General features: G+C 63.2%; 11 protein-coding genes. 3 read left to right on the top strand and 8 right to left on the bottom strand.

Annotated elements, in window-relative coordinates; genetic code table 11:
* Positions 1-70 precede the first annotated feature (70 nt).
* On the bottom strand, positions 71-871 hold the full coding sequence (gene thiD, locus ACNJX8_RS14795) for a bifunctional hydroxymethylpyrimidine kinase/phosphomethylpyrimidine kinase (protein ID WP_439361913.1): 801 nt from the start codon (positions 869-871) through the stop codon (positions 71-73).
* A 288-nt stretch (positions 872-1,159) separates the two neighbouring features.
* Between thiD and ACNJX8_RS14790 the strand changes: the two genes are divergently transcribed.
* On the top strand, positions 1,160-3,139 hold the full coding sequence (locus ACNJX8_RS14790; RefSeq protein ID WP_439361208.1) for a PAS domain S-box protein: 1,980 nt from the start codon (positions 1,160-1,162) through the stop codon (positions 3,137-3,139).
* 96 nt (positions 3,140-3,235) lie between these two features.
* Positions 3,236-3,481, top strand: a complete 246-nt coding sequence (locus ACNJX8_RS14785) for an Lrp/AsnC ligand binding domain-containing protein (protein WP_091891994.1) — start codon at positions 3,236-3,238, stop codon at positions 3,479-3,481.
* A 114-nt stretch (positions 3,482-3,595) separates the two neighbouring features.
* Here the strand turns inward: ACNJX8_RS14785 and ACNJX8_RS14780 are convergent, their stop codons facing one another.
* Complete coding sequence (locus ACNJX8_RS14780; RefSeq protein ID WP_439361207.1) at positions 3,596-4,525, bottom strand: c-type cytochrome; 930 nt, start codon at positions 4,523-4,525, stop codon at positions 3,596-3,598.
* Positions 4,526-4,680: 155 nt separating this feature from the next.
* Between ACNJX8_RS14780 and ACNJX8_RS14775 the strand changes: the two genes are divergently transcribed.
* Positions 4,681-5,097 (top strand): CHRD domain-containing protein, encoded by a 417-nt coding sequence (locus ACNJX8_RS14775; protein ID WP_249756721.1) that lies wholly within the window; start codon positions 4,681-4,683, stop codon positions 5,095-5,097.
* 71 nt (positions 5,098-5,168) lie between these two features.
* On the opposite strand, the gene ACNJX8_RS14770 is transcribed toward ACNJX8_RS14775, so the two are convergent.
* The 6 genes from ACNJX8_RS14770 to murJ form a co-directional block, all read right to left on the bottom strand.
* Positions 5,169-6,452, bottom strand: coding sequence for a cystathionine gamma-synthase family protein (locus ACNJX8_RS14770; protein WP_439361206.1), 1,284 nt, complete (start codon positions 6,450-6,452; stop codon positions 5,169-5,171).
* A 257-nt stretch (positions 6,453-6,709) separates the two neighbouring features.
* Positions 6,710-7,159, bottom strand: a complete 450-nt coding sequence (locus ACNJX8_RS14765; protein WP_128944941.1) for a cytochrome c — start codon at positions 7,157-7,159, stop codon at positions 6,710-6,712.
* Between the two features lie 90 nt (positions 7,160-7,249).
* Complete coding sequence (locus tag ACNJX8_RS14760; protein WP_439361205.1) at positions 7,250-9,559, bottom strand: xanthine dehydrogenase family protein molybdopterin-binding subunit; 2,310 nt, start codon at positions 9,557-9,559, stop codon at positions 7,250-7,252.
* 284 nt (positions 9,560-9,843) lie between these two features.
* Positions 9,844-10,173, bottom strand: a complete 330-nt coding sequence (locus ACNJX8_RS14755) for a DUF1127 domain-containing protein (protein ID WP_439361204.1) — start codon at positions 10,171-10,173, stop codon at positions 9,844-9,846.
* An 857-nt stretch (positions 10,174-11,030) separates the two neighbouring features.
* Positions 11,031-11,564: a DoxX family protein gene (locus ACNJX8_RS14750; protein ID WP_439361203.1), complete on the bottom strand. Its 534-nt coding sequence runs from the start codon at positions 11,562-11,564 to the stop codon at positions 11,031-11,033.
* A gap of 50 nt (positions 11,565-11,614) precedes the next feature.
* Entirely contained in the window at positions 11,615-13,144 is a 1,530-nt protein-coding gene (gene murJ / locus ACNJX8_RS14745) for a murein biosynthesis integral membrane protein MurJ (RefSeq protein ID WP_439361202.1), read from the bottom strand.
* Positions 13,145-13,306 lie beyond the last annotated feature (162 nt).

The raw sequence follows: 13,306 nt of genomic DNA, 5'->3' as shown, positions 1-13,306 counted from the left end.
GGAGAGAGCCCTCACCCGCGCCTTTCGGCGCGACCTCTCCCGCAAGCGGGAGAGGTCGCGCGAGCCCGCGTCAGTAAAACTTGTGGAAATGATGGATCGGCCCGTGGCCATGCCCGACGCTGAAGCGGTCGGCGGCTCCGATCGCGGCGCTGATCCAGGCTTTGGCATTGCGCACCGCTTGCTCGAGATCCTCGCCCCTGGCAAGCCCCGCCGCGACGGCCGAGGACAGCGAGCAGCCGGTGCCATGGGTGTTCTTGGTGGCGAGGCGCGGCGCAGCGAGCGCGATGGTGCTGTCGGCATCGACCAGATAGTCGATGCTCTCGGCGCCCTCGCCGTGCCCGCCCTTGACCAGGACTGCGCGGCAGCCGAGCGCCAGCACGCGGCGCCCCTGGCTTTCGATCTCGGCCTCGCTTTCCGCCACGGGCTCCTCGAGCAGCGCAGCGGCCTCGGGCAGGTTCGGCGTGATCACCGAGGCCAGCGGTATCAGTCTCGTGCGCAACGCTGCGACGGCCTCGGAAGCCAGCAGCCGGTCGCCTGATGTTGCCACCATCACGGGATCGAGCACCACGTGCCGGGGCGCCCAGCGCGACAGCGCCGCCGCGATCGCCTCGATGCTGGCGGCCTGGGCCACCATGCCGATCTTCACCGCGCCGACATCGAGATCGGAAAACACCGCATCGATCTGTGCGGTGACGAACTCCGCCGGCACCGCGTGAATGCCGGTGACGCCGCGCGTGTTCTGCGCCGTCAGCGCCGTGATGGCGGAGGCGCCATAGACGCCGAGCGCGGCAAAAGTCTTCAGGTCCGCCTGGATGCCGGCGCCGCCGCTCGAATCGGAGCCGGCGATGGTGAGTGCGACCGGGGTCGTCATCGCGGGATGCATGTGCTGGAGGACACCGCCATGGCCTGTCCTAGCGCGACCGTGGAACAGCAGCAAGCGCCACGGCCCGCCGCCATGATTCGCGGCGGCCCGTCGCGCCCGCAACCGGCGCGGCATGCCCCCGCAATCGTGCCGGCCTGAAAAATCGAGCCTCGCCATAGCCTTGATAACCTGCCCTTGGCGTCCACACCGATGAGTGAGACGTTAGGTGGTAGAATCGTCCAGCGACACCATTCGCGCGAGCCGCCCCCGGCTCGCACGTCTTCCCGGGGTGGAATTATGTGGGCCTATTTTGAACGTCTCCTCGACTCCTCGATGCTGTCGCCGCACGGCATTTGCCTGTTGTGGGAACCCGAACTGATCTGGCTCCATGTCGTTTCCGACGCCTGCATCGCCGCCGCTTATTTTTCGATCCCGTTCGCGCTCGCGATCCTCGTCACCAAGCGGCGCGACCTCAAATTCGGTTGGGTCTACTGGGCATTCGCGATCTTCATCATGGCGTGCGGCCTGACCCATGTGCTGTCGATCTACACGCTTTGGGTCCCGATCTATGGCATCGAAGGCCTCGTGAAGGCGACCACAGCGGTCGCGTCCGTGGTGACCGCCGCTGCGCTCTGGCCGCTGCTGCCGAAGATCCTGACGATTCCCTCTCCGTTCGAGCTGCGGCAGGTCCAGGCCGCGCTCGAAGAGGAGGAAATCAAGAGCCGGGACGCGACGCTCCTGCTCCAGCAGGTCGGGGAAGCCCAGCGCGCGATGCGCGACAGCATGGCGCGCCTCACCGCAATCGTCGAGACCGCGGTCGACGGGGTCATCCTGTTCGATGCGCAGGATCGAATCCTGTTGTTCAATCCGGCCTGCGAGCGCTTGTTCGGCTACCGGGCTGACGAGGTGATGGGCCGGCACATCGGCATGCTGATGCCCGAGGCAGCTGCTGCGTCCGACAGCCGCACGGGGCATTTCGCGACCGGCGGCGAGGCCATCGGCCTGCGCAAGGATGAATCGACCTTTCCGATGGACCTGTCGGTGGGCCAGGCGCGGCAGGACGGCGAATTGATCTTCGTCGGCATCATCCATGACCTCACCACGCGCAAGTTGACCGAGCAGCAGCTCCAGCAGGCGCAGAAGATGGAGACGGTCGGCCAGCTCTCCGGCGGCATCGCGCACGATTTCAACAATCTCTTGACCGTCATCATCGGCAACGCCGAGCACCTCAGCGAGCAGCTCAAGGCGAGGCCCGACCTCAAGCGGTTTGCCGACGACATCTGCCAATCGGGCGAACGGGGCGCCGAGCTGACGCAGCGCCTGCTCGCGTTCAGCCGCCGCCAGTTGCTCCAGCCTCAGATGATCGATTGCCGCGGCCTGCTCGATTCCATGTTCAAGCTGCTCAAGCGCACCTTGCGCGAAAATGTCGAGATCAGGACGAGCTCCGGGCCCGGCACGATCATGGCCTTTGCAGACCGCACCCAGCTCGAATCCGCGGTGCTGAACCTTGCGCTCAACGCACAGGATGCCATGCCGTCAGGAGGACATCTGGCGCTGAGCACGGAGCTGGTTGCGATCGACGACGACTATCGTGTCCTTCACCCGGAAGTCGCATCCGGCACTTACGCGTTGATCTCGGTCACCGACGACGGCGAAGGCATGACGCCTGATGTCACCGCGCGCGCCTTCGAGCCGTTCTTCACCACCAAGGAGGTCGGCAAGGGCTCCGGCCTCGGCCTCAGCATGGTCTATGGCTTTGCCAAGCAATCCAATGGCCATGTCTCGATCTACAGCGAGGCAGGCCTTGGGACGACGGTCCGGATCTACCTGCCGCGCGCTGATGCAGGGCAAACACAGGCCGACCTCGTGGACGGCGAGGACACAGCACCCAGAGGCTACGAGACCATTCTGATCGCCGAGGACGATCCGTTCGTCCGCTCCTCCGCGATTCGCAGGGTGGAAGCTCTCGGATACCGCGTCGTCGCAGCGGTCAACGGCAAGGAGGCCCTGCAGCAGCTGCGCACCGACCCCAGTATCGACATGCTGTTCACCGACATCGTGATGCCCGGCGGCATGAGCGGTTGGGAGCTCGCCGATCAGGCGCGGCGGATTCGCCCGGGCCTGCCGGTCCTGTTCACCTCGGGCTACGCGCTGGAGACCCTGGTGGAGCAGGGCCGCGCGCATGCGCAGGCGATCGTGCTGACCAAGCCCTATCGCAAGGTCGAGCTCGCGCAGCGGCTCAGGGATGCGTTCGCCGCGGCGGCCGTCGCCTCCTGAGCGCTGGGCCGGCATCTGGCGGCCGGCAAGCTCGCTTGCTAAATTCGGCCCGTTTTGGCCTATTAGCCGGCCAGATGTGCTTTCGGAGTGACCGCGATGGTTCCCTTTTTCGTCCAGATCAAATGCAAGCTCGGCCAGTCCTATGTGGTCGCCAATGCGCTCGCCGAAGCCGAAATCGCCTCCGAGATCTACTCCACCGCCGGCCAATACGACCTCCTGGTGAAGTTCTACGTCGACAAGGACACCGACATCGGCCACTTCGTGAACGAGAAGGTGCAGGTGCTGCCGGGCATCCAGGACACCCTCACCATCATCACGTTCAAGGCGTTCGGCACGAGCTAGCGCTGCGTCGGTAGTGCGGGATGAGTTTGGTTAGACGATGCTTCGCATCGCCAGGCGCAATCCGACCCCTCCCCGTTGGGGAGAGGTGAACCCCGGACATCCGATCGAGCTACACTAGCTGCCCTGCTTGCGCTTGGGCGGCGTCGGCCCGTCCACCGGCGGCAGCGATTTGACGTAGTCCGCCATCGCCGCGAGATCCGCATCCGGCAATTGCGAGGTGTTCTTGATCACGCGCGTCATCGCGCCGCCGGCGCTGTCGCCATCGGGCAATTCGCCGGTCTTGAGGAAATAGGCAATATCCTTCGCGCTCCAGTCACCGAGACGCTTCTGGGTGATGTTGGGGACCCACCCCTCGCCTTCCGGATTGGGCCCGCCGGCAAACCGCTCACCGGAGATGATGCCGCCAAGCGCGTTGCGCGGGCTGTGGCATTCGGCGCAATGGCCGAAGCTGTTCACGAGATAGGCGCCGCGATTGAATTCCGGCGACTTCGCGGCGTCGGCGACGAAGGGCTTGTCGTCCAGAAATAAGAACTTCCAGATACCGATGTTGCGCCGGATGTCGAACGGAAAGCCGACGTCGTGGTCACGCACTTTGCCTGCAACCGCTGGCAGCGTTTTCAGATACGCAAAGAGATCGAGCACGTCCTCGCGCCTGGCGTGCTGATAGGAGGTGTAGGGAAACGCCGGAAAGTAATGCTGCCCGGACGGCGAGACCCCGTGCATCACCGCATTGACGAAATCGGCATCCGTCCATTTGCCGATGCCGTCGGCCGGATCGGGCGAGATGTTCGGCGCGTAGAACGTTCCGAACGGCGACTTGATCGCGACGCCGCCACCAAGCCTGAGACGATCGGGCTGATTGGGAACGGCGTGGCAGGACGCGCAGCCGCCGGCGTTGAACATCACCTCGCCATTGGCAAGATCAGGCGCATGGGGCGGCGGCGTGGTGCTCACAGCCGCCACCACCGGCGCGCTGAGCCACCAATAGATGCCCGTAGCGGCGATCGCGACGAGCAGCGCCACGAAAATTGTTCGTTGCAACATGCTGATCCATTCATTCGTTGCGGCGAACCTATGACCGATCTCCGTGCGGCTCCAACCACAAAGAATTTAGCCCGCCCTGGCCGGAAACGGGAATAAACTGAAATGCCGACTGTTGAAAGTTAGCCAGCCCGAACGGGTTTTGCAGGGAGAATGTCATGAACAAGACCGTCATCGCCATGTGCGCGCTCGGTGCCGTCGCTTTTGCAGGCCCGGCCTGCGCCGAAAAGCTGAAAGCAACGCTCGACGCCAAGTCCGAGGTGCCCGCAACGACCAGCAGCGGCAGCGGAACGGCCGACCTGAACTACGATGCAGCCAGCAAGAAATTGTCCTGGACTGTCAACTATTCCGGGCTCTCTGGCCCTGCCACCGCGGCTCATTTCCATGGCCCGGCCGAGGCGGGCAAGAACGCCGGCGTTGCGGTCGCGATCCCGAATGCGGCCTCAAGCCCGGTCAAGGGCGAAGCGACGCTCACCGACGCGCAGGCGGCCGATCTGCTCGGCGGCAAGTACTACATCAACATCCACACGGCGGCGAACCCGGGCGGCGAGATTCGCGGCCAGGTGACGAAGTAAGCGCAAACGCTGCTTCGTCGCGGAAGGGCCGGACCCAGGAGGGCGTCCGGCCTTTTCGATTCTCGCCACGCTCAAGTTGCGTTCAGCGCCTGCGCGAGGTCGGCGATCAGGTCCGACGGATTTTCGATTCCGATCGACAGCCGGATCGTGGAATCGAGGACGCCGATCTTCCGGCGGATGTCGGCGGGAACACCGGAATGGGTCATCGTCGCCGGCAGGCTGGCCAGCGATTCCGTTCCGCCGAGGCTCACGGCGAGCTTGAAGATCTGAAGCGCGTTGAGAAATTTGACCGCGGCTTCCTTACCGCCGACGATGTCGAAGGAGAAGGTGGAGCCCGCGCCTGAGCACTGCTGTGCGAACACCCGTCCGGCCGGGGAAGCTTCCTCGTGGTGACCGAGATAGTGGACTTTCGCCACCTTGGGGTGATCACGCAAATAGTCCGCGACGAGACGCGCATTCGCATCGGCCTTTTCCATGCGCAGGCTCAGCGTCTCCAGCGACCGGTTGATCATCCAGCAGGAATGCGGATCGAGCTGGGTGCCGATGGCGCCGCGCAGCGCCTTGATACCCTTCATGAGCGCCTTCGAGCCGAGCGCGGCGCCCGCGATCAGGTCGGAGTGACCGCCGACATATTTCGTGAGCGAGTACAAGGAAATATCTGCGCCGTGCTCGATCGGCCGCTGAAACACCGGTCCGAGCAGCGTATTGTCGCAGGCGATGATCGGTGTGTGTCCCTGAGCCTTTCCGATGACTTCGGCGACACGGCGCATCATCGCGATGTCGACCAGCCCGTTGGTCGGGTTGGCGGGAGTTTCGATCAGGATCATCGACACCCGGCCCTTGCGCATGGCTTCCTCCGCGGCCTGCTTGACTGCCGCCTCGTCGATGCCGTCGGCAAAACCGACGGCGCCGATCGAAAGACGCGCAAGCGTATTCGTCAGCAGGGTTTCCGTCCCGCCATAGAGCGGCTGGGAGTGCAGAATGACGTCGCCGGGGCGAACGAAAGCCAGGATCGTGGTTGCGATGGCCGCCATGCCGGACGAGAACAGGGCGCAACTCTCGGTGCGCTCGTAGATCGATAGCCGATCCTCGACGATCTCGCTGTTGGGATGATTGAAGCGCGAATAGACCAGGCCCGCGCCCATCCCTTCCGGCGGCTCGCGCCGGCCGGCGACGTAGTCGAAGAAGTCCTGGCCGTCATCGGCCGTCTTGAACACGAAGGTCGAGGTCAGGAACACCGGCGGTTTGATGGCGCCTTCCGACAGTTGCGGGTCATAGCCATAGGTCAGCATCAAGGTTTCCGGATGCAGCATATGGTTGCCGATGTGGGTCTTCGACGGGAACGGTTTTGCCATGGCCTATCTCGCTGTTGATTCAGTTCCTCGCCGGGCGTTGGAACTCCTGTCATGAGGCAGTCAGGCGCGAGATGCGCCAGCATCCAACAGCTCACATCAATGCCGCGGCGGCTGAAGCAAAGATAACCACTCTCACGGCGGTCCGTCAGGCCTTGCGGAGGAATTTCCTGCCGAGCTGCGCTGCGACTCGCGGCCCATGGTCGCGCAAAAAGGCGGCTGCTTTCGCAACCGCCCTTTCGTGAGTCCTAGTGGTCTTATTATTTCAACTTCACCCGATACGTCTCGTGGCAGTCGGTGCAGCGATCGTTGATCGCCGTATAGGCCGCTTTCAGGCTCGCGACATTGGTGATCTTGCCTTTGACGTCGGCGATCGCCTTCTGCACCGGAGGGATCTTGGAGTCGAAATCGGCCTTGTTCTGCCAGACCTTTTGCGAGGCGCCGTAGGTCGCGTTCACCACGTCCTGCTTGGGATTGACCTCGAAGGTCTTGGCGATCTTGGCGACATCCGCTTCCATGCTGGCGATGGCCTGATCGACCGCTTTCTGGTCATAGGGGATGTCGCCCTTGGTCATCTTCTGGATGATGCCATACTGATTCTTGGCGATCGAGCGCATCAGATTGTCCTGCTGAACGGCGATCTCCTGCTGCGCCATCACGGCGCCCACACCCAGCAGCAGGGTACCCGCGACAATCATCGTTCGTCTCATCGGCTTGTGTCTCCGAGGCGGTTGGGGGAATTCGGCCATCATGAATAGAACCCCGCGCAGGGCGTTTATTCCCGCGCGGAGGTTCTGGGCCTAGAGACTGTGACGGCGGTGATGCTCGTTGATCGCGATCCACACCCGCTCGGGCGTTGCCGGCATGTCGATGTGGTCGATCTTGTATTCGCGCCAGAGCGCATCGACGATGGCGTTGACGACGGCCGGACAGGAGCCGATCGCGCCGGCCTCGCCCGCCCCCTTCACGCCCAGCGGATTGGTCTTGCAGGGGACGTTGTTGGTCTCGAACACGAAGGCCGGCCCGTCCGTCGCGCGCGGCAGCGCGTAGTCCATGTAGGTCGCGGTGATGAGCTGGCCGTCGCTCGCGCCATAGACCACCTGCTCCATCAAGGCCTGGCCGATGCCCTGCATGGCGCCGCCATGCACCTGCCCCGCCAGCAGCAGCGGATTGAGCGTCTTGCCGAAATCATCGACGATCACATAGTTGACGATCTTGATGATGCCGGTGGCCGGATCGAGCTCGACCTCCGCCAGATGCGTGCCGTTGGGATAGGTGCCGTCGGCGCTGGCGAAGGTGGCGCTGCCGTTGAGCTTCGACGAATCGGCGCCGGGCCGCTTGGCGAGGTCGGCAAAGGAGATCGAGCGGTCGGTGCCGGCGATCCGGATCACGCCGTCGGTGATCTCGAGGTCGCCCGCGCTCGCTTCCAGCGCCTGCGCTGCGAACTCCTTCAGCTTCTTGCCGAGATCGCCCGCAGCACGCTCCACGCAGACGCCGCCAGTGGGAATCGAGGCCGAACCGCCGGTGCCGAGACCCGTCGCAATCTCGTCGGTGTCGCCCTGGTGGATATGCACACGCTCCGGCGGCAGGCCGAACTGTTCGGCGACGATCTGCGCATAGGCGGTCTGATGACCCTGCCCGCTCGATTGCGTGCCGATCAGGACGGTGACGTCGCCATTGGGATCGAGGCGGACGTTGGCCGTCTCCTCACCCATCACGCCGCAAATCTCGACATAGCTCGCAAGGCCGATGCCGCGGATCAACCCCTGCTTCTTGGCCGCCTTGGCGCGCTTTCCAAACTCCTTCCATTCCGCGATCTCCATCGCACGCTTCAGATGCGCGGCGAAGTCGCCGGAATCGTAGACCTTGCCGGTCGCGGTCTTATAAGGCAGCGCCTTCGGCGAAATGAAATTCTTCCGACGGATGGTATCCGGCGTCATCTCGAGTTTGCGCGCGCAGGCGTCCACGAGGCGTTCGATGACGTAGGCTGCCTCCGGCCGCCCGGCACCGCGATAGGCGTCGACCGGCACGCTGTGGGTGAAGATGGTGCGCACCCGGCAATGGAAGGCTTGGATGTCGTAGAGGCCCGGCAGCATGCCGGCGCCGCCGTGCGGGATGTAGGGCCCGAAGGTCGACAGATACGCGCCCATGTCGCCCATCAGGTCGCAATCCATCGCGAGGAACTTGCCGTCCTCGGCCAGCGCCATCTTGGCGGTGGTGACGTTGTCGCGGCCCTGCGCGTCGCCCATGAAATGCTCGGAGCGATCGGCCGCCCACTTTACCGCCTTCTTCAGCTGTCGCGCCGCGACCGCCATCAGGGCGTATTCCCGGTACGGAAACAGCTTTGTGCCGAAACCGCCGCCGACGTCGGGGCAGATCACCCGCATCTTGTCGGTGGGGATGTGGAGCACGTTCTGGCAGAGGATGTCGCGCAGGCGATGGCTGCCCTGGCTGCCGACGGTCAGCGTCAGATGGTCGCGCTTGGTGTCGTATTCGCAGACGGCCGCGCGCGTCTCCATGAAGCTCGCGACCACGCGCGGATTGACGATGGAGATTTCGGCGACCGCATGCGCCTTGGCGAAGGCGGCTTCGGTCGCTTGCTTGTCGCCGATCGAGACGTCGAACAGCACGTTGCCTGGCTTGTCCGGCCAGACCTGCGGGGCCCCGGGCTTCACGGCGTTGACGACGCCGGTCACCGCCGGCAGCGGGCTCCATTTGACGTCGATTGCCTCGATCGCGTCACGGGCCTGATCGATGGTCTCGGCGACGACGAAGGCGACGGCATCGCCGACATGACGCACCTCATCCTTGGCGAGGATCGGGTATGGCGGGCCGGTGAAGGGATCAGTCTCGAGGTTGAACAGGCACGGCAGATTGCCGAGATCCTTGACGTCCTCGGCAGTCAGGATCAGCGCGACGCCGGGTAAGCCGCGGGCACGGCTCACATCGATGGTGTATTTGGCATGCGCGTGCGGCGAGCGCAGCATCAAGCAGCGGAGCGCGGCCTGCGGCGTGTAATCGTCGGTATAGCGGCCCTTGCCGCGGATGAGTGCGTCATCCTCCTTGCGCAGCACGCTTTGGCCAACGCCGAATTTGATGGGAGCCGCCATTTTGTCTTCCCGTTCTCATGGTTGTTTTGGCGGCATATTGCCGTGGAAAAACTTGCAAGGCAAACGGGTTTAGACATGCAGCGTCCGCGAAAGTTGTTCGCTGCCCTCGCCTGTCGGAGCCGGATTGGCGCGAAAGGTCGCAGCTCGGTCATCTCCCTGTGAAGATCGGTCCGCTTATTGGCATGATAGTTGCCGAACTAACCCGCAGCCACTCCTATGAACAAGCAGCCGTGGCGACTGCCGCTTGTTCGCAAATCGTGTGTCCGCTTCTGACGGTTGATCACTTACATCACGCCAAGGCGCCATAGGTGAGTCGCGCTATCTCTCACCGTATCGATAGCTCGTTGAGGTGTGATGTAGTCGATCTCAGCGCGCGTCAAGCCGATGTCCATCAGCTCCCTGTCACTGAGCTCCTGCAAAGTGACCCGTAAGCCCTGGCGCTGGCGCCGCCGCTGAAACGCTCGCCAACACTGCTTGAGCAGGCCTAAGACGCTTTGCGCCGAACTGGCCGCTGGTCCAGCAGTATCCTTTTCCAGTGCAATGGGAAGGTCGAGGCGGAGCGCCCCGGCATCGCGCTCGGCCTCGGATATGATGATCGTCTGATGGGGTGGCATCGGATGCTCCTGCTGTTGGGCCGGCAGGGAGCGTGGCCAAAGAAAAGGCCCCGTCCGATGCCGGCGGGGCCTGGTGGAAAAGATGTCGTCGTCGAATTCCTAGCGCGCGACTCCTCCCATGGCCCAGCCGAAGCGGGTCATGTGCATGAAGTTGACGGTGCGCACGGATTTGATCATGAGGCGCTCGTACCACAACGATCGTGTAAAATCAAGGGATGCGCCGCTGTCGGTTGCATCCTAGACGCGAGCCCTTCGCTCCGCATTCGTCTCTGAAAATTCGCCTGGCCGCATCGCCAAGAAGAGCACCAGCAGCAGATTGGTTTTGCTTCCCCGGCGCACACCCAGATGCAGTGCTTTGGCGAATGTCATGGCGAGCTAACGCTCTTCCGAGTATTTCCGCGTCTTGCCACTTATTGGAGGACTTGCCACGCGGGTTTCGTTCGGCAAGACTGCTCGCATTTCAAGTACTTGTTTTGAAGGGGTGTCCTCATGCCCGAAACATTGGAAAGTCTATTGTGGTGTGCCGCACTGGCGACGTGGCTGATGCTTTTCTTCGGAATCACTGCCGAGCGCTTGAAGCCTCTCTCAAAACTCCTCAGCCATCTGCTCGAGGTTACGTTCAGGCTGAGGGCGAAGTGACGCAATAGTGGGCTTAAGGCAGTGGCCTTAAGGCGCGGCTTGGCAGCTGCCAAACTGGCAGGGCTGCGCGTAGCCTGATGACGCAAGGGCGAACGAACCCAAAGCGCGCACATCGTGCGGCCGCACTCTCTCAGCTCTGCGAGGGAGCGACGATGCTTGCGCCTCCAGGCAGTTCAGGAAAATTATTGGCTATTGACGCTGAGAAACGAACAACGCTGCTAGCCTGCCAGCCTCCGATCGAGCGACAACCGTCCCCCTCCGGTGACCAAGATCAACAGAGCGCCTCCCAGGATCGAAATGTTTTTCAGGAAATTATTGTACTGTCCAATCTGTTGCGCACCGGCGGGATATTCCCAGTAACGATGTGCGATTGCAGTAGCCGCGACTACAAATAGCAAAACCAAAATTGCGCAGTAGCGCGTTCCAATGCCGAGTATCAAACAAACCGATATCAGTATTTCCAGCAGGACGGTTATTGCCGTGAACAGCTGGGGCATTGGAAGGTTCAGCGACCGAAAATAGCCCACTGAGCCGCTGAAATTCGTAAGTGCTCCGTAGGCGCTTCCAACGAAGACCCATGCAAGCAGGATGCGGCCGATCAGGATCAGCAGGTCGGCATTGCTGGTGGCGAACTTATCAATTTGAGAGGTGGGCCAGGGGGAGCGGAATGTCATGGTCACTGCCTCATCGCTTTGTTGCCTGAGGACGGCACCTGAATATGCAAAGATCGTATCATGATCGGCGAACCGCATGAAAGGCCCCGGCGGGGGCACCGCACGACGCGGTGACGGCGGGGTAACGCCTAGCCTCGCACCAGCGAGATCAGCCAGTTGCGGCCGAACAGGATGAGGATCGCGAGCGCATAGACGATCGCGCCCCCGATGGCCAAGAGGGCCAGCGTCACTTCGTCCCGGAAGGCCTGCATGGAGGCCAAAATGGCCGCGCTGAAGTGCGCAATCAGCCAGAAGGCGGCAGACAGGATCAATCCGGTCAGCAGGAATTTGGCGAGCGACATCAGCCAGCCGCGGTCCGGCACGAGAAAGCCTCGCCGCACTGCGAAGAAGAGCACCAGCAAGAGGTTGGTCCAGACACCAACGGCTGTTGCGAGCGCGAGGCCGATCTGGGCGAGCGATCCCATTAACGCGACTTTCAGGGCGACGTTGACCGCGATGCCGGTCAGCGATGCCCGGACCGGCGTTGCCGTATCCTTGCGCGCATAGAAAGTCGCGACCGCGCTGCGGATCAGCACGAAGGGGATCAGGCCGATGGCATAGGCGGCGAGCGTTGCACCTGCCGCGGCCGCATCGGCCTTCGAGAACGCGCCGCGGGCGAACAGCGCGCGCATGATCGCCTCGGGCACGGTGATGAAGGCCGCCACGAACGGCACCGAGAACAGCAACGTGAAATCGAAGGCACGGCGTTGCGCCTTCATCGCACCGTCGTGGTCGTTGGCGGTGATCCGCCGCGACATTTCCGGCAACAGCACGGTGCCGATGGCGATGCCGATCACGCCGATCGGGAGCTGGTTGAGGCGGTCGGCGTAATAGAGCGCCGACAGCGCACCGGCAGGCAGGAACGTCGCAATGATGGTATCAGCGAACAGCGCGACCTGTGTCCCCATTGAGCCCAGCGTCGCAGGCCCTAACGCCTTGAAGAAGCCGCGGACGTCTTCATCGAGCCTCAAGGGCGCAAAGCGCGGCAGGCCGCCATGACGCCCCAGATCGCCGGCGAGCAGGAAATATTGCAGGAAGCCGGAGATCAGCACGCCCCAGGCCGCGGCGTGGCCGGCGGTTGGAAACCAGACGGCCAGCGCCAGCGTCATCATCATCGCGACGTTGAGGAAGATCGAGGCGGCCGCGGCGCTGGCGAAGCGCTGCATCACGTTGAGCATGCCGCCATAGAGCGTCACCAGCGTGATCAGCAGCAGATAAGGAAAGGTGATTCGCGTGAGCTCGATCGCGAGCTTGCGTTGCTCGGCGTCCTCGGAAAAGCCTGGCGCCAAAATGCTCATGGCCTGCGGCATGAACAGCCAGGCGACGATCAGCAGCACGATTTGCGAGGCCAGCAGCAGCGTGAAGATGCGATCGGCGAACAGGCTTGCCGCTCCCTCCCCCTTCTCGCCATGGACATGCGCATAGGCCGGCACCCAGGCCGCGTTGAAGGCGCCCTCGGCGAAGATCGCGCGGAAATGATTGGGCAGCCGCAGCGCCACGAAGAAGGCGTCGGCCACCGGGCCGGCGCCGAGAATCGCCGCAAGCATGATGTCTCGGGCAAATCCCGTCACCCGCGAGAGCAGCGTATATCCGCCAACCGTGAAGATGCGTCCGAGCATGCGTCACTTGTAGAGCATCGCGCGATTAGGTCTAGGTGCACGCCGCGACGAAGGTGCGCCCCCTCCCCCGCTTGCGGGGAGGGTTGGGGAGAGGGCTGCTTCCATAAAAAAGGCTCCCCAAGAGGAGAGAGCCCTCACCCGCGCCTTCGGCGCGACCTCTCT

This window comes from Bradyrhizobium sp. SPXBL-04, assembly GCF_051853035.1.
GTDB classification, from domain to species: Bacteria; Pseudomonadota; Alphaproteobacteria; order Rhizobiales; family Xanthobacteraceae; genus Bradyrhizobium; species Bradyrhizobium zhanjiangense.
The sequence above is the reverse complement of the archived record's forward strand: the minus strand, read 5'-3'. Positions and strand labels throughout refer to the sequence as shown.

Coding starts and splice junctions, on each gene's coding strand:
- ACNJX8_RS14770 (WP_439361206.1), bottom strand. CDS start 6,452: ATGGCAAAACCGTTCCCGTCGAAGACCCACATCGGCAACCATATGCTG.
- thiD (WP_439361913.1), bottom strand. CDS start 871: ATGACGACCCCGGTCGCACTCACCATCGCCGGCTCCGATTCGAGCGGC.
- ACNJX8_RS14780 (WP_439361207.1), bottom strand. CDS start 4,525: ATGTTGCAACGAACAATTTTCGTGGCGCTGCTCGTCGCGATCGCCGCT.
- ACNJX8_RS14750 (WP_439361203.1), bottom strand. CDS start 11,564: ATGCGGTTCGCCGATCATGATACGATCTTTGCATATTCAGGTGCCGTC.
- ACNJX8_RS14755 (WP_439361204.1), bottom strand. CDS start 10,173: ATGCCACCCCATCAGACGATCATCATATCCGAGGCCGAGCGCGATGCC.
- ACNJX8_RS14790 (WP_439361208.1), top strand. CDS start 1,160: ATGTGGGCCTATTTTGAACGTCTCCTCGACTCCTCGATGCTGTCGCCG.
- ACNJX8_RS14765 (WP_128944941.1), bottom strand. CDS start 7,159: ATGAGACGAACGATGATTGTCGCGGGTACCCTGCTGCTGGGTGTGGGC.
- ACNJX8_RS14775 (WP_249756721.1), top strand. CDS start 4,681: ATGAACAAGACCGTCATCGCCATGTGCGCGCTCGGTGCCGTCGCTTTT.
- murJ (WP_439361202.1), bottom strand. CDS start 13,144: ATGCTCGGACGCATCTTCACGGTTGGCGGATATACGCTGCTCTCGCGG.
- ACNJX8_RS14785 (WP_091891994.1), top strand. CDS start 3,236: ATGGTTCCCTTTTTCGTCCAGATCAAATGCAAGCTCGGCCAGTCCTAT.
- ACNJX8_RS14760 (WP_439361205.1), bottom strand. CDS start 9,559: ATGGCGGCTCCCATCAAATTCGGCGTTGGCCAAAGCGTGCTGCGCAAG.